This window comes from Arthrobacter sp. L77 (genome assembly GCF_000816565.1).
Classification (GTDB): domain Bacteria; phylum Actinomycetota; class Actinomycetes; order Actinomycetales; family Micrococcaceae; genus Arthrobacter_D; species Arthrobacter_D antioxidans.
Genome location: NZ_JWSU01000006.1, coordinates 586,025 through 600,638, shown reverse-complemented (window position 1 = coordinate 600,638; position 14,614 = coordinate 586,025). Strand labels below are relative to the sequence as shown.

Annotated in this window: 14 protein-coding genes and 2 tRNA genes; 7 read left to right on the top strand and 9 right to left on the bottom strand. The window is 69.4% G+C overall.

Going from position 1 to position 14,614, the window contains the following annotated elements:
* Nucleotides 1-45: 45 nt before the first annotated feature.
* The 4 genes from def to orn form a co-directional block, all read right to left on the bottom strand.
* Nucleotides 46-618 carry a peptide deformylase gene (gene def / locus RY94_RS12990; protein ID WP_043445704.1) on the bottom strand — a complete coding sequence of 191 codons (573 nt, stop codon included), beginning with the start codon at nt 616-618 and terminating at the stop codon, nt 46-48.
* A 5-nt stretch (nt 619-623) separates the two neighbouring features.
* Nucleotides 624-1,796, bottom strand: a complete 1,173-nt coding sequence (locus RY94_RS12985; protein ID WP_043445701.1) for an acyl-CoA dehydrogenase family protein — start codon at nt 1,794-1,796, stop codon at nt 624-626.
* A gap of 152 nt (nt 1,797-1,948) precedes the next feature.
* A tRNA-His gene (locus tag RY94_RS12980) sits at nt 1,949-2,021 on the bottom strand.
* Nucleotides 2,022-2,148: 127 nt separating this feature from the next.
* Nucleotides 2,149-2,751, bottom strand: a complete 603-nt coding sequence (gene orn, locus RY94_RS12975) for an oligoribonuclease (protein WP_043445699.1) — start codon at nt 2,749-2,751, stop codon at nt 2,149-2,151.
* A gap of 406 nt (nt 2,752-3,157) precedes the next feature.
* On the opposite strand from orn, the gene mptB reads away from it, so the two are divergent.
* The 5 genes from mptB to ettA all read left to right on the top strand — a co-directional run bounded on the left by mptB (nt 3,158) and on the right by ettA (nt 7,886).
* Nucleotides 3,158-4,678 carry a polyprenol phosphomannose-dependent alpha 1,6 mannosyltransferase MptB gene (mptB, locus tag RY94_RS12970; RefSeq protein ID WP_043445696.1) on the top strand — a complete coding sequence of 507 codons (1,521 nt, stop codon included), beginning with the start codon at nt 3,158-3,160 and terminating at the stop codon, nt 4,676-4,678.
* A gap of 48 nt (nt 4,679-4,726) precedes the next feature.
* The gene (locus RY94_RS12965; protein ID WP_043445693.1) at nt 4,727-5,146 is read left to right on the top strand and encodes a DUF3224 domain-containing protein; all 420 of its coding nucleotides are present in this window, start codon (nt 4,727-4,729) and stop codon (nt 5,144-5,146) included.
* 71 nt (nt 5,147-5,217) lie between these two features.
* Nucleotides 5,218-5,290 (top strand) — tRNA-Arg (locus RY94_RS12960).
* Nucleotides 5,291-5,492: 202 nt separating this feature from the next.
* On the top strand, nt 5,493-6,086 hold the full coding sequence (gene ssb, locus RY94_RS12955; RefSeq protein WP_052274334.1) for a single-stranded DNA-binding protein: 594 nt from the start codon (nt 5,493-5,495) through the stop codon (nt 6,084-6,086).
* A 117-nt stretch (nt 6,087-6,203) separates the two neighbouring features.
* Entirely contained in the window at nt 6,204-7,886 is a 1,683-nt protein-coding gene (gene ettA, locus RY94_RS12950; protein ID WP_043445691.1) for an energy-dependent translational throttle protein EttA, read from the top strand.
* Between the two features lie 87 nt (nt 7,887-7,973).
* Here the strand turns inward: ettA and tesB are convergent, their stop codons facing one another.
* Nucleotides 7,974-8,894 carry an acyl-CoA thioesterase II gene (gene tesB, locus RY94_RS12945; RefSeq protein ID WP_052274333.1) on the bottom strand — a complete coding sequence of 307 codons (921 nt, stop codon included), beginning with the start codon at nt 8,892-8,894 and terminating at the stop codon, nt 7,974-7,976.
* A gap of 185 nt (nt 8,895-9,079) precedes the next feature.
* Between tesB and RY94_RS12940 the strand changes: the two genes are divergently transcribed.
* Both RY94_RS12940 and RY94_RS12935 read left to right on the top strand, forming a co-directional pair.
* The gene (locus tag RY94_RS12940; RefSeq protein WP_043445688.1) at nt 9,080-9,553 is read left to right on the top strand and encodes an acyl-CoA thioesterase; all 474 of its coding nucleotides are present in this window, start codon (nt 9,080-9,082) and stop codon (nt 9,551-9,553) included.
* A complete protein-coding gene (locus RY94_RS12935; RefSeq protein WP_043445686.1) occupies nt 9,550-10,206 on the top strand; it encodes a hypothetical protein in 657 nt (218 codons plus the stop codon). The genes RY94_RS12940 and RY94_RS12935 overlap by 4 nt, the downstream gene beginning before the upstream one ends.
* A 45-nt stretch (nt 10,207-10,251) precedes the next feature.
* Here the strand turns inward: RY94_RS12935 and RY94_RS12930 are convergent, their stop codons facing one another.
* From RY94_RS12930 to pepN, 4 genes are all read right to left on the bottom strand, one after another.
* The gene (locus RY94_RS12930) at nt 10,252-10,746 is read right to left on the bottom strand and encodes a globin (protein ID WP_082046338.1); all 495 of its coding nucleotides are present in this window, start codon (nt 10,744-10,746) and stop codon (nt 10,252-10,254) included.
* Nucleotides 10,743-11,369, bottom strand: a complete 627-nt coding sequence (locus tag RY94_RS12925; RefSeq protein ID WP_043445683.1) for a mechanosensitive ion channel family protein — start codon at nt 11,367-11,369, stop codon at nt 10,743-10,745. The genes RY94_RS12930 and RY94_RS12925 overlap by 4 nt, the downstream gene beginning before the upstream one ends.
* A 104-nt stretch (nt 11,370-11,473) precedes the next feature.
* Nucleotides 11,474-11,953: an OsmC family protein gene (locus RY94_RS12920; RefSeq protein WP_043445679.1), complete on the bottom strand. Its 480-nt coding sequence runs from the start codon at nt 11,951-11,953 to the stop codon at nt 11,474-11,476.
* 82 nt (nt 11,954-12,035) lie between these two features.
* Nucleotides 12,036-14,582, bottom strand: coding sequence for an aminopeptidase N (pepN, locus tag RY94_RS12915; RefSeq protein WP_043446635.1), 2,547 nt, complete (start codon nt 14,580-14,582; stop codon nt 12,036-12,038).
* Nucleotides 14,583-14,614: the final 32 nt, after the last annotated feature.

The window sequence follows — 14,614 nt, the reverse complement described above, 5'->3', positions numbered from 1 at the left end:
ACCGGAGCACCTGACACCGGAGCACCCGGCTCCGGCGCGATCCGGCTAGTGCCCGAACGGGTCCGGGTCCACTCCGGGCATCCAGGTGAGCCCGGGCACGCCCCAGCCGTTGTTCTTCATCGCCTTGCTCGCCTTGCGTCCCTGGCGGTTGTTGAGGCGATCCACGTAGAGCCTGCCGTCGAGGTGGTCGTACTCGTGCTGCATGCAGCGGGCGAACCACCCCGTGGCCTCGAACTCGACGGGCGCGCCGTCACCGTCGAACCCGGACACCCGTGCCCAGTCGGCCCGCTTGAGGGGGAAGGACTCCCCGGGGACGGACAGGCAGCCCTCTGCCTCGTCCTCCGGGTCCGGGTCGGATCCGGGGACCTTCGAGGTCACGAGCGTCGGGTTGACGAGGACACCGCGCGGCGCGACGTCGTCGTCGTTCTCCATCCCGTAGACGAACAGGCGCAACCCCACGCCGATCTGCGGTGCGGCGAGGCCCACCCCGTTGGCGACGTCCATCGTCTCGAACATGTCGGCGATGAGGGTGCGCAGCGCGTCGTCGAACGCTTCGACGGGGAGGGCCCGCCGGTGCAGGACGGGCTCGCCGGCGATCGTGATGGGGTGGACGGTCATGGAACCTACCTGTTCTGGGTGGGGCGGTCGGCGATCGACCGGCCGATGGACTCGCGCATGATCTCGCTGGTCCCGCCGAAGATCGTCAGCAGCCGCGCGGCGAGGAAGGCCTGCGAGACCGGGTATTCGAGGATGTAGCCGTAACCGCCGTGCAGCTGGAGGCAGCGGTCCGTGATGGACTTCGCCCGTTCACTGGCCCACAGCTTGGCCTGGGCGGCGTCCGTGGGGGTCAGCGTGCCCGCGTTGAAGGCCAGCACGGCCTGGTCGACGAAGGTCTCCGTCACCCGGACCTCGGTGAGGATGTCGGCGAGCACGTGGCGGGTGTTCTGGAAGTCGAGCACGCGCTCGCCGAACGCGCTGCGCTCGGTCACGTAGCGCACCGTCTGCTCGTAGGTCGCCCGCGCGAGCGCGGCGGAGGCGACGGCGATGCCGAGGCGGCCCTGCGGGATCTGCTCGAGGCTGTAGCGCAGGCCCTGGCCCACCTCGCCCACGAGGTCGGCGCCGGGCACGCGGACGTTGTCGAAGAAGAGTTCGGCGGTGTCGGACGCGCGGAGGCCCATCTTGTCCAGCTGGCGGCCGGGCGCGTAGCCCTCGCCCTTGCGCACCATGAACAGGGAGAACGCGTCGCTCGAGCCCCGGCCCGAGCTGCCGTCGGTGCGCGCGAGCACGAGGGATGCGTCCCCGCTGATCCCGTTGCCGATGAACACCTTCTGGCCGGTGATCAGCCAGTCGTCGCCGTCGCGCACGGCCCTGGTCCGGATGCCGCGGAGATCGCTGCCGGCTCCCGGCTCGGTCCAGGCGCAGGACGTGACGATCTCACCGGAGACCATGCCCGGCAGCCACCGTTCCTTGAGGTCGTCCGAGCCGTAGGCGAGCAGGTGCGGGAGCACGAGGTCGTCCTGCAGGTGGAAGGCGAGCCCGACGGCGAGGTGGTTGCTCCGGGCGAACTCCTCGTCCAGCACCGTCCGGAACCGGTAGTCCGGCATGCCTGCGCCGCCGAACTCCTCGGGGACGGCGAGCCCGAGCAGTCCCTGCTCGCCCGCCGCGGTCCAGACCGAGCGGTCCATCAGGTGCTGTCGGTCCCAATCGGCGTAGTGGGGAGCGACGGCGCGGTCGTTGAACTCGCGGGCGACATCGCGGAAGAGCTCGTGATCTTCTTCGAACACAGTGCGTTCCATGACGTGGGTCCTTCGGATGCTCGCAGCCCGTGAAGGCGCAGGCCGGACGGCCGTTCTCCAGGGCTTGGGCTTGATGGGGCCTGAATGACGTATGCCGCCCCGGATGATCTCCGGGACGGCATACGTGGCCAGGAACATTCCTGACGACTGAGGGTGAGTAACGGGGCTTGAACCCGCGACCTCCTGGACCACAACCAGGCGCTCTGCCAGCTGAGCTATACCCACCATGTGTCTCCGCGGTGCATCCCGGTGGCGAGTGGCCGGCCGGGCTGTCCGTGGAAGGCAGCGGATCCAAGTTTACACACTTTTCGGTGTGGTCCTGACAACGGCGGGAGGCCGCCGTCCGAGGCCGTCAGGACGCGATCGTGCGCGCGATGTCCTTGCTCGTCGCGGAGTCGGGACCGGGGGAGGGCACGAAGACCGCCGACCGGTAGTACCGCAGTTCCCGGATCGAATCCTCGATGTCCCCCAGGGCTCGGTGTCCCCCCGTCTTCGCGGGGGACTGGAAGTAGGCGCGGGTGTACCACCGGCGCGCCAGTTCCTTGATGGTCGACACATCGATGACGCGGTAGTGCAGGTGGTCGACGACGAGCGGCATGTCGCGGACGAGGAAGTTGCGGTCCGTGCCCACGGAGTTGCCGGCCAGCTGGGCCTTGCGGGGTTCCGGCACCCATTTCCTGATGTACTCGAGGACCTGCTGCTCGGCGTCCTCCATGGTGATGCCGTCGTCGAGCTCCTCCAGCAGGCCCGACGTCGTGTGCATGGTCCGCACGAAGTCGCCCATCTGGGCGACGGCCTCGGGCGTGGGCTTGATCACCACGTCCACCCCGTCGCCGAGGACATTGAGCTCGGAATCCGTCACGAGGACGGCGACCTCGATCAGGGCGTCGTTGGCGAGGTCCAGTCCCGTCATCTCGCAGTCGATCCAGACGATGGGGTCATTCGATATCGGCATTCGACCAATGTACCGTCCGGTACCCCCGCNCCTCGATCAGGGCGTCGTTGGCGAGGTCCAGTCCCGTCATCTCGCAGTCGATCCAGACGATGGGGTCATTCGATATCGGCATTCGACCAATGTACCGTCCGGTACCCCCGCTTCCGCGCCCGCCGCTGCGCGCCCTACCCGCAGGCCGCGGCGCGATCGGGGCACGCGCCGACGGCGGCGCCTGCCGGGGCGCTCTCCGCGCCCGATGCTAATATTCGAACAGTTCGCTCAGGGTTGCGGGGAGATCTGGGAAACCCTGCCGCTTCCGGTAAGGGCACCGCTCGCGGGTCGCCCGCCGTCGGGTCGTCACCGGCCGACGGCCTGAGGGCAGGGCGTTCGACGCCGACTCATGCTTGCCGACGATTGGATTTCCCCGATGTCCTCCCAGGTCCCGCTCTCCGACGTCGCAACGCGGCGGGGGCCGAACCGACCGAACGTCGCCATCGCGCAGGGGTTCGTCGGATCCGTCCTCATGTGGATGGGGTCGCTCGGCGTCGGCTGGCTCTCGCTGGCGTCGGCGGAACTCAGGCGCACCCCGATCATCATCTGGCTCCGGTTCGAGCCCGCCGGCGCCGTGCTCTCCGTGCTCCTCCTGGCACTCGGCGGGATGCTCCTCGTCCGGTCGTGGCTACGGCTGGGACAACGGCTGAACGGCTGGTCGGACGACACGAGGCCGTACGTGATGAAGGCCATCATCGCGTGGACCATCCCGCTCGCCGCGGCGCTGCCGCTCTTCAGCCGCGACGTCTTCGCCTACATCGCCCAGGGCCAGGTGATGGTGGCCGGGCTCAACCCCTATGTGGACGGGTATTCGCAGATCTCGAACTACCTGCAGATCGGTGCCGACGACCTCTGGGCGCAGAGCCCCACACCCTACGGACCCGTCTTCCTCTGGATCGAGGAGGGCATCGTCAGGATCACGGGCGGACACCCCGACACCTCCATCATCCTGTTCCGGGTCGTCGCACTCGTGGGCGTGGCCCTGTGCGTCTACGTCATCCCCAAGCTCGCGGCCCTCCACTCCATCAACGCGAACCGCGCCCTGTGGCTGACCGCCGCGAATCCGCTGTTCCTCATCAACTTCGTGGCGGCCATCCACAACGATGCGCTCATGATCGGCCTCGCCCTGTCCGGCCTGTACCTGGCGGCGACGAAGAGGCCCCTCCTCGGGATCCTCCTGATCACGCTCTCGGTCGGCATCAAGCCGATCACCCTGATCTTCCTGCCCTTCGTCGGCCTGATGTGGGCGGGCAGGGGAGCGTCCTGGCCGCGGCGGTTCCTCTACTGGTTCCTCACCGCGGGCATGTCGCTCGGGATCCTCTGGGTCATGGGCCTGGTGAACACCTTCGGGTTCGGCTGGGTGGGTGCCCTCAGCACCCCGGGCAGCGTCTGGATCTGGTATGCCCCCGTCGGCTTCATCGGGCTCGTCATCGCCACGCTCGGGGACGCCGTCGGCCTGCCCGGATGGGACCTCGCCGGCGGGTTCCACACCCTCGCCCGGGTGGCCTCGCTGGTCATCATCGCGTTGCAGGTCTTCCGCGGCGACCACAGCCGTCTCGTCCACCGCCTGGCCATCGCCTTCGCGGCCATCGTGGTGCTGGCGCCGATGATCCAGTCCTGGTACGTGGTCTGGCTGATCCCGCTCTTCGCGGTCACCGGCATCCGCGACGACTGGCAGGTGAAGTTCCTGTACTTCACGGTCGCCTTCTTCATGGTCTATGCCATCACGGATCAGCTCGACATCTTCCCGTACTTCGACTTCAGCCTCATGATGGCGCGGCAGATCGCGGCGGTCATCGCGCTCGGATTCGCGCTCTACCTCGTGTTCGTGGATCGCAGCACGAAGGTTCTGTTCCTCCGGCGTTATCGGCCCGCGGCGCCCGGAGTGATGCACTGAGAACATGCTCGGCATGCGATACCCGCCCTGAACCGCGATACTGAACAGATGATTGAAACAGGAACGACGACGTACAACGGCGAGTTCGAGATCACCAGCTGGGACGCCGAGCCCTACGCGGAGCCGGGCAGCACGGGCGAGCTCTCCCGCGTGCGGGCCTCGAAGGTGTTCGAAGGCGAGATCAGTGGGACCAGCACGGCGGAACTGCTGATGGCAGGGAACGACGTCGGCGCCGGCTACGTCGCGTCCGAACAGTTCGTCGGGACCATCGGGGACCGGACGGGTGCGATGACCGTCCAGCACTGGGGTGTCGCCGAGGGGGCGGACGCCGCGAGCTCGGGGCACATCATCCCGGGCTCCGGCACGGAGGGTCTCCGCGGCATCGCGGGCAAGGCCGTGTACTCCCAGGACCCGGACGGGCAGCACCGCCTGGAACTGAGGGTGAGCTTCCCCGCCGAGACCCGGTAGGCGCGTGCCGACGGACCCCTGGGACCGTGGTCGGGCCCCCACCGGACCGCCCATAGTAAACTGGCGTGACTGCCTCCGTAGCTCAGGGGATAGAGCAGGGGCCTTCTAATCCTCTGGTCGCAGGTTCGAATCCTGCCGGGGGCACAGCATCAGGGCCGGACGCCGAGGCGTCCGGCCCTTCGCTTTGCCTGCCCGCGCTCCTGTCTGCGCTCCTGCCCCGAGCAGGGCGACGCGGGGTGGTTGTCAACATACGCCCGCTCGCCCCGGCGCGGGTGGTCCTCCGCACGAAGACTTGGTCGAGGCCGGCATCTGACGCCGCCCACCGGGATCTACGGAAGGACAGATCATGACCGACATCATCACCGTGCGGGGCTATGTCGCCACGGACGTGCGGCTCACTTCGGCGCAGAGCGGACTGGCCGTCGCCGGCTTCCGCATGTGCTCCACCGATCGCCGCTTCGACAGGGAGACGAACGCCTGGGTGGACGGGCACACGAACTGGTACTCGGTATCCATGTTCCGCCAGCTCGCCACCAATGCGGGGGCAAGCCTGAAGAAGGGCGACCGCGTGATCGTCACCGGGCGGCTCAGGGTGCGTCCGTGGACCAACGCGGACGGCCGGACGGGAACGTCCGTGGACATCGACGCGGACACCGCCGGACACGACCTCATGTGGGGCACCGCGCACTTCAAGCGCACCACGGCCGACCGCAGCGAGGCACAGCCGGGTGCCGGATCGGAGGACGCGGCGGGCGGCATCCACCCCGCCGGGGACGATCTTCCCGTCGGGGTGGATGCTGCCACGGGAGAGGTGTTCGGGGGAGCATCGGGTTTCGATGCGGAGCCGGGCGACGACGACGGCACGGGCGACCCCCTGCCGGCAGGGGAGGCGGGCAGTGGCCACGAGGACGCCCGTCAGGAGGAGGCCGTCCCGTTCTAGGCGCGGCCGGTGGCTGATCGGGAGGAGGGCCGATCCGGGGACCGGAGCGGGCCGACGGCCACCAGCACGGACCGCCCGAGTGTGGAATCGGTCCGGCCACCCACTAGCCTTGGTGGTATGGCGGAATTTATCTACACAATGAGCAAGGCCCGCAAGGCCGTTGGCGACAAAGTAATCCTCGACGACGTCAGCATGTCGTTCTTCCCTGGCGCGAAGATCGGCGTGGTGGGACCGAATGGTGCGGGTAAGTCCACCATCCTGAAGATCATGGCAGGCATGGACACGCCGTCGAACGGCGAGGCGCGCCTCAGCCCCGGGTACACGGTCGGCATCCTCCTGCAGGAGCCGCCGCTGAACGAGGAGAAGACCGTGCTCGGCAACGTCCAGGAGGGCGTCGGCGAGATCTACGGGAAGATCCAGCGGTTCAACGAGATCTCCGAGGAGATGGCCTCCCCGGACGCCGACTACGACACCCTCCTCGACGAGATGGGCAAGCTGCAGGAGGCCATCGACGCCGCCGACGCCTGGGACCTCGACTCCCAGCTCGAGCAGGCCATGGACGCCCTGCGCTGCCCGCCGCCGGAGGCCGACGTCCGGGTCCTCTCCGGTGGTGAGCGCCGCCGTGTGGCGCTCTGCAAGCTGCTGCTGCAGAAGCCCGACCTGCTCCTCCTCGACGAGCCCACCAACCACCTCGACGCCGAGAGCGTGCTCTGGCTCGAGCAGCACCTGAAGTCCTACGCGGGCGCAGTGCTCGCCGTGACCCACGATCGCTACTTCCTCGACCACGTCGCCGAATGGATCGCGGAGGTGGACCGCGGACACCTGTACCCCTACGAGGGCAACTACTCGACCTACCTGGAGAAGAAGCGCGCGCGCCTCGAGGTGCAGGGCAAGAAGGACCAGAAGCTCTCCCGGCGTCTGACCGAGGAACTCGAATGGGTCCGCTCGAACGCCAAGGGACGCCAGACGAAGTCCAAGGCGCGCCTGAACCGGTACGAGGAGATGGCAGCCGAGGCGGAGCGCACCCGGAAGCTCGACTTCGAGGAGATCCAGATCCCGCCGGGCCCCAGGCTCGGCAGCCAGGTCATCGAGGCGCACGACCTCCGCAAGGGGTACGACGAGCGCATCCTCATCGACGGCCTGTCCTTCTCGCTGCCCCGCAACGGGATCGTCGGCGTCATCGGCCCGAACGGTGTCGGCAAGACCACCCTGTTCAAGACGATCGTGGGCCTGGAACCCCTCGACGGCGGTGAACTGCGGATCGGCGATTCGGTGAAGATCTCCTACGTGGACCAGTCCCGCGGCGGCATCGACCCCAACAAGAGCCTGTGGGAGGTCGTCTCCGACGGTCTCGATTTCATCCAGGTGGGCCAGGTCGAGATGCCCTCGCGCGCCTACGTGTCGGCGTTCGGCTTCAAGGGACCGGACCAGCAGAAGAAGGCCGGCGTCCTCTCCGGTGGTGAGCGCAACAGGCTGAACCTCGCGATGACCCTGAAGCAGGGTGGCAACCTGCTGCTCCTCGACGAACCGACCAACGACCTCGACGTCGAGACGCTCTCGAGCCTCGAGAACGCCCTGCTCGAGTTCCCCGGCTGTGCCGTCGTCGTCTCGCACGACCGGTGGTTCCTCGACCGGGTGGCCACCCACATCCTGTCCTACGAGGGCACCGAGGAGAACCCGGACCACTGGTACTGGTTCGAGGGCAACTTCGACGCCTACGAGCAGAACAAGGTGGAACGGCTCGGAGCCGACGCCGCGAAGCCGCACCGCGTCACGCACCGCCGCCTCACGCGCGACTAGCGGCGGTCCGCACCGGCGGAAGCAGTCACAGGAAGGGACACGGCCGCGGCCGTGTCCCTTCCTCTGTGTGTGGTGTTGGCATGCAGGTCAGGCGGGCGGGATCCTGACCATGCCCTCCTGGGCCACGCTCGCCACGAGCGCACCGCTGCGGTCGTAGATGCGGCCGGCGGCGAGCCCGCGCGAACCGGACGCGCTGGGGGAGCTCTGGACGTACAGCAGCCAGTCGTCCACCCGTACGGGGCGGTGCCACCACATCGCGTGGTCGAGGCTCGCCACGTTCATGCCGGGATGGATCCAGCTCAGGCCGTGGGGTCGCAGGATCGATTCGAGCAGCGTGTAGTCGCTCGCGTACGCGAGGGCGGCACGGTGGATGTTCGGATCGTCGGGCATGGGTCCGAGGCTGCGCATCCAGACGGCGTTCCGGGGCTCCCGCGACCCCTCGTTGGACAGGTACAGGGGTGCGTCGACGTGCCGGATATCGAACGGCCGGTCGAAGGCCCACGCCTGCGCCACGGGGTGGTCGAAGGCGCCGAGCAGTTCGGCCGTGGACGGCAGGCTCTCCGGGTCGGGGATGCCGGCGGGCATCGTGTCCTGGTGGGTGATGCCCTCGTCGGGCTCCTGGAACGAGGCGATCATGGACAGGATGGGCACGCCGTTCTGGTAGGCGTGCGTGCGGCGGGCGGAGAACGACCGCCCGTCACGGAGCCGCTGGACACCGAACGTGATGGGCTGGTCGGCGTCGCCCGCCCGCAGGAAGTACCCGTGCATGGAGTGGACCTCGCGCGTCGGCTCGACCGTCCGCATCGCGGCGATCAGCGACTGCGCGAGCACCTGGCCGCCGAAGACGCGCCGGCCCGGCTGGCGGGCGGAGCTCCCGACGTAGATCTCCTCGTCCGTCTGCGCCCCCTCGGCGCCGCTGAGGTCGAGCAGATCCAGCAGGGCCCGGGTGGGGTCCTTCGCCTGCGCTCCCCGCGCCGGTGCCTCTGATGCGGGCGCGTGTTCTGCCATGGTTCGGTGTCTCCTCGTGGGCGGGGGCGGTGGAAGCGGTGCGCTCCCGGGCATCTACTGACAGTAGACGCCGCTCCATGCGCACTCAATACGGGCACGCGGCCGCGCCCATGGCGTTCCTCACACCCGGATCCGCACGCCACGGCGAATCGTCGCCGGGCGGCGCGGTTTGAGAGGATGGCGCTATGTCCCCGGTGCACACCTTCCCCCTCCAGCTGCGGTTCGGCGACGAGGATTCCTACGGCCACGTCAACAACGTCCGCTTCCTCCAGTTCCTCGAGGACGCGCGCCTGTCGCTGATGCACGAGTCGCGGCCCGAGGGGTCGTTCATGGAACTGATCGACCCCGACCACTACACCCTCGTGGGCCGCCAGGAGATCGAGTACCGCTCGCCGCTGACCGTGAGCATGGAGCCGGCCGCCGTCGACCTCTGGGTCACCGCGGTGGGTGGCTCCAGCTTCGACCTCGGCTATGCGGTCCGGGACCGGGTAGCGGTCGACGGGAGCACCACGAGCGCGATCGCCGCGACCACCATGGTGCTGGTCAGCCGCAGCACCGGTCGTCCCGTGCGCCTGTCGGGCGAACAGAAGGCCGTCCTCCTGTCCTGGCAGGGTCCGCCCGTCCCCTTCCGCCGCACGCGGGCCGGCGCGCGGGCATGACGTCCCCGTCCCTGCGCTTCGCGGATCCGCACACCGTCGCCGACCTCCGCACCTTCACCGCCCGCGCCCGTGCCAACGACGACGGCGGCATGCGCCTCGTGGCCGCCGGCCGGGTGCTCGCCGCCTACGTGTGCACACTCCGCCCCACGGTGCTCGGAGAGGCCGTGCCCACCGTGCTCGGGCTGCGGACCATGGCCCTCGAGGAGGAGGCCGACGTCGACACCACCGTCGCGCTCGGCTCGGTCCTCGACCGGCTCGCCCGCATGCCCGACGGCGACGTCGTGTTCCCCGTCCCCACCGTGACGGTCACCGAGAACTGGGCCGGCGTCCTCCCTCCCCGCTCGGGTTGGGAAGCCGCCGGGACCGTTGCCGCGGAGGTCCTGGACCAGGCGGCACACGAGGGCATCGCGGAGGTGGCCCGCAGCCTGCCCGAGCGCGCGGGCGCACCCCTGGTGAGCAGCGCGAGGATCGCCGTGTGGGGGCGTCCGCTGGCCGGGGTGCCCGGCGCGGTCCCGGCCGGGGCGGCCTTCGGAGCGCTCAGCCTCGGCTTCCTCCAGCCCGGGACGGCGGCGACCGTCCACACGAACGGGCGTTGGTCCCGCGTCAGCACCGCGCGCGGCCACGTGCTCGTCCGCGCCGCCGCCGTCCTCTGACGCCCGGTCATCGATGGCCGGCACCGCACGGAGCAGGCGGCGGCGTCAGTCCGCGGCGTTCACCATCGAGTGTGCGGCGCGCTCGAGGTAGTCCCACAGGGTCGTCTCGTGCAGGGGGGCGAGGTCCAGGGTGTCCACGGCGGCGCGCATGTGCTGCAGCCACCGGTCACGTGCCTGCGGCCCCACCCGGAACGGCATGTGCCGCATGCGGAGCCTCGGATGGCCCCGCTGCTCGCCGTAGGTCTTCGGCCCGCCCCAGTACTGCTCCAGGAACAGCAGCAGGCGCTCCTTCGCCGGACCGAGGTCCTGCTCCGGATACATGGGACGCAGCACCTCATCGCCCGCCACGCCGTCGTAGAAGGCGTCGACCAGCCGCACGAACGTGGGGTGGCCGCCCACCGCCTCGTAGAAATTGTCCGTGTACTGCGGCTGGGTGAAGCCCTGCCCGGCGGCGACGAGCCGTTCCACGGGCAGGGCGGTCCGTGCCCCTGCGGGGGGCGTTGCCTCCGGTACCTGTGCCGGGTCCTGCTCCGTGCTCATGACTGCTCCTGGGTAATCGCCGGCGCGGCGGGATCGGGGGTCGGTTCCACGTAGTCGCCCTGCGACCGGTTGCCCACCTTGGTGATGTCTCCGTTCCGCACGTACCAGATGGCCCCGTCCTTGTCGACCATGCGGGTGATGCGCAGCCCGAGGGACTGGACCGTGCCGACGGTCTCTCCCACCTCGATGGTGTCGCCGATGCCGTACTGGTCCTCGATGGTGATGAAGAAGCCGAGGAAGGCGTCGCGGATCACCTCGCGCGCACCGAAACCGATCGCGATGCCGACGATGCCGACGCTCGCGAGGATGGGCCCGATGTTGAAGCCGAGGGTGTCGATGGCCATCAGGCCGGCGATGATCGCGATGGTCAGGGCCGCCACGCTGGAGAGCAGTCCGCCGATCGTCTCCGCGCGCTGGACGCGCCGGGCGCTGTCGAAGGGGCGCAGCGCGGGCTGGGCCCATTTGAAGTGCGGCTTCTTGAAGACGCTGTAGCCGCTCTGCACGCGCTTGACCGAGCGGTTGATCACGGCGCGGATCACGAGCCACAGGATCAGGGCGCCGATCAGGATGACCAGCGCGGAGATGACCTGGACGCCGTAGCCGAGGGAGGTGAGGAATGTCATGGAATCGCTTTCGTGCGGGCATCCGGGGGTCCGCCGGAGGTGGGCGCGGTAGGCGCGGGGATGCCTTAACAGGCTACAGCGAGGCCGGGGCGGCCCCGGTTGCCTCAGCCCGGGCCCGGACCGGCGGTGGGTTCGTGATGGACCGGGAAGTTCAGGGACCGCGCGATGAAGCACAGGCGGTTCGCTTCAGCGTGCAGGGAGTCGGCGAGGCCGCTCTGGGAGGCGTCCTGCAGCTCGACGACGGGGTGCAGCACGATCCCCGTGAACTCGCCGCTGCCGTCCCGGTTCAGGCGCATGGTGCCCGTCGCCGTGTCCCGGTAGCCCGTGACGACGACGCCGGCATTCACCGCGACGTGCAGATAGGACAGCATGTGGCACTGCGCGACGGCGGCCAGCAGCAGCTGCTCCGGGTTCCAGCGGTCCGTCACCCCGTGGAAGGTGGGGTCCGCCGTCCCGGGGAGCAGGCCCGGGCCCTCCACCTCCACCTCGTGGTCGCGGCTGTAGGCGCGGTAGCCGGAGGTCCCGGTGCCGAGGTTGCCGGTCCAGCGGACCCGCGCTGCGTAGTGGTGTTCCTGCAGGTTCATGACACGACCCTAGCGCCGGCGCGCCCACATCCACGGACCGTGCAGGCGGGGAGGGCGATGGTCCTCCCCGCCCGGCGGACTCCTACCGGTCGGCGGCCTGCGCCTTCAGGGCGCGCACCACGCCGTCCCGGCTCTCCAGCACCAGGCGCCGGAGCGACGGCGATTCCTCGCCGAGGGCGGCGAGGAAGGCATCCGTGCGGTCCAGGGTGTCCTGGGTGGTGAGGAGCGACGGGTAGAGGCCCACGACGATCTGCTGGGCGATCTCGTGGGTGCGGGTCGCCCAGACGTCCTGGATCGAGGCGAAGTACCGCGCCACGAAGGGCTCGAGGAGCGAGCGGTCGTGCACGCGCGTGAACCCGCCGATCATGGACCGCTGGGCGGCGTTCGGCAGGTCCGCCGAGTCGACGAGCGCCGCCCAGGCCGCTTCCTTGGCCTCCGGCGTCGGCACAGCTGCCCGGGCCGCGGCCGCCGCGAGCTCGCCGGTCGCCGTCGAATCCTTCGCGAGCTCGGCGTCGATCTCCTGCTCCCCGGCACGCCCGCCGACCACGAGGCTCGTGAGCAGTTCCCACCGCAGGTCCTGGTCCACGGCGAGCCCCTCGGGAACGTCCTCACCGGAGAGCAGGGCCGCGACGGTGTCCAGCTGGGGGGCCGTGCGGGCGTGGGCCGAGAAGGCCTTCGTGAACTGCAGCTGGGCGTCGGAGCCCGCCTCGGCGGCGAGGGCGAGCTCCAGGAGGCTGTCCGCCGCGGCGTCGCCCATCGGTTCGCGGTCCTCGGGGGTGACGTAGAACGCGAGGGTCGAGGCGAGCTGCCGGAGCAGCACGAGCACCACGGACGAATCCGACTCCGCCCCGATGTTCTGCAGCACGAGTTCCACGTAGTCGCGTGCCGGCGTCTCGCCGTCACGGGCCGCGTCCCACGCCGACGCGAGGACGAGGGTGCGGGGGAGGGAGTCGCGGAAGTCCCTGACGTGGCGCACGGACGTGCGGAGGGACGCCGGGTCCAGGCGGATCTTCGCGTAGGCGAGATCGTCGTCGTTCAGGAGCACGAGGGCAGGCTGCCGGTGACCCACGAGGTCCGCGACCTCCGTGCGCTCGCCGTCGACGTCGAGTTCGAGCCGGTGCACGCGGACGAGGGCGCCGTCGTCGTCGTGGTCGTAGAAGCCGACCGCGAGGCGGTGGGGCCGGATGGTCGGGAACGCCTCGACCGCGCTCTGGAGGATCGCGAACGAGGTGATCGTGCCGTTGTCGTCCGTGGTGAACTCGGGGCGGAGCGTGTTGACGCCGGCGGTCTCGAGCCAGAGGGCGGACCACGCCTTCAGGTCACGCCCGCTGGCGGCCTCCAGCTCGGACAGCAGGTCCACGAGCTCGGTGTTCTTCCAGGAGTGTTTTGCGAAGTACTGGCGCACGCCCTGCATGAACTCGTCCTGACCCACCCAGGCCACCAGCTGCTTGAGCACGGACGCACCCTTCGCGTACGTGATGCCGTCGAAGTTGACCTGGACGTCCTCGAGGTCGTTGATCCGGGCGACGATCGGGTGGGTGGACGGCAGCTGGTCCTGGCGGTAGGCCCAGCCCTTCTCGAGGATCGCGAACGTGGTCCATGCCTGCTCGAACTCCGTGGCCTCGGCGGCCGCGAGGGTGGACATGAACTCGGCGAAGGACTCGTTCAGCCAGAGGTCGTTCCACCACCGCATGGTCACGAGGTCGCCGAACCACATGTGGGCCAGCTCATGGAGGATGGTGATGGCGCGCCGCTCGACGGTCGCGTCGGGCACGCGGCCCCGGAAGACGTAGGTCTCCACGAACGTGACGGCGCCCGCGTTCTCCATGGCGCCGGCATTGAATTCGGGCACGAACAGCTGGTCGTACTTCGCGAACGGGTACGGGGCGCCGAACTGCTCCTCGTAGAACGCGAAGCCCTGGCGCGTCAGGGCGAAGATGTTCTCCGCGTCCAGGTACTGCATGAGGGACTTGCGGGCGAACACCCCGAGCGGGATGGTGCGGCCGTCCGAGCTCGTCAGTTCGCTGCGCACCGACTGGTAGGGGCCCGCGATCAGCGCGGTCACATAGGAGGACATGATCGGCGTCGGGTCGAAGGACCAGGTGGAGGCGGCGCCGCCGTCGGACCCGGCCTGGACGGGCTCCGGCGTGGCGGTGTTCGAGATGACGTCCCAGTGCGAGGGCGCGGTGACGGAGAAGCGGAACGTCGACTTCAGGTCGGGCTGCTCGAAGACGGTGAACACGCGGCGGGAGTCGGGGACCTCGAACTGGGTGTACAGGTAGACCTCGCCGTCCACGGGATCGGTGAACCGGTGGAGGCCCTCCCCGGTGTTCATGTAGAGCATGTCGGCCTCGACCACGAGGACGTTGCTCGCGGCCAGCACGGGAAGCTGGATCCGGACGCCGTCGGCGACCTCCGTCGGGTCCAGGGCGACGCCGTTCAGCTCCACCCGGTGCACGGTGTCCGTCACGGCGTCGATGAACGTCGAGGCCCCCTGGCGTGCGTCGAACGAGACCACCGTCGTCGAACGGAACACGCGCTCGCCGCGCGTCAGGTCGAGCGTGACCTCGTAGGAGTGGACGGTGAGCAGATCGGCGCGCGTACGTGCTTCGTCGCGCGTCAGGTTCAGACCGGGCAAGGATCGCCTCCAGGGTGGGTTCG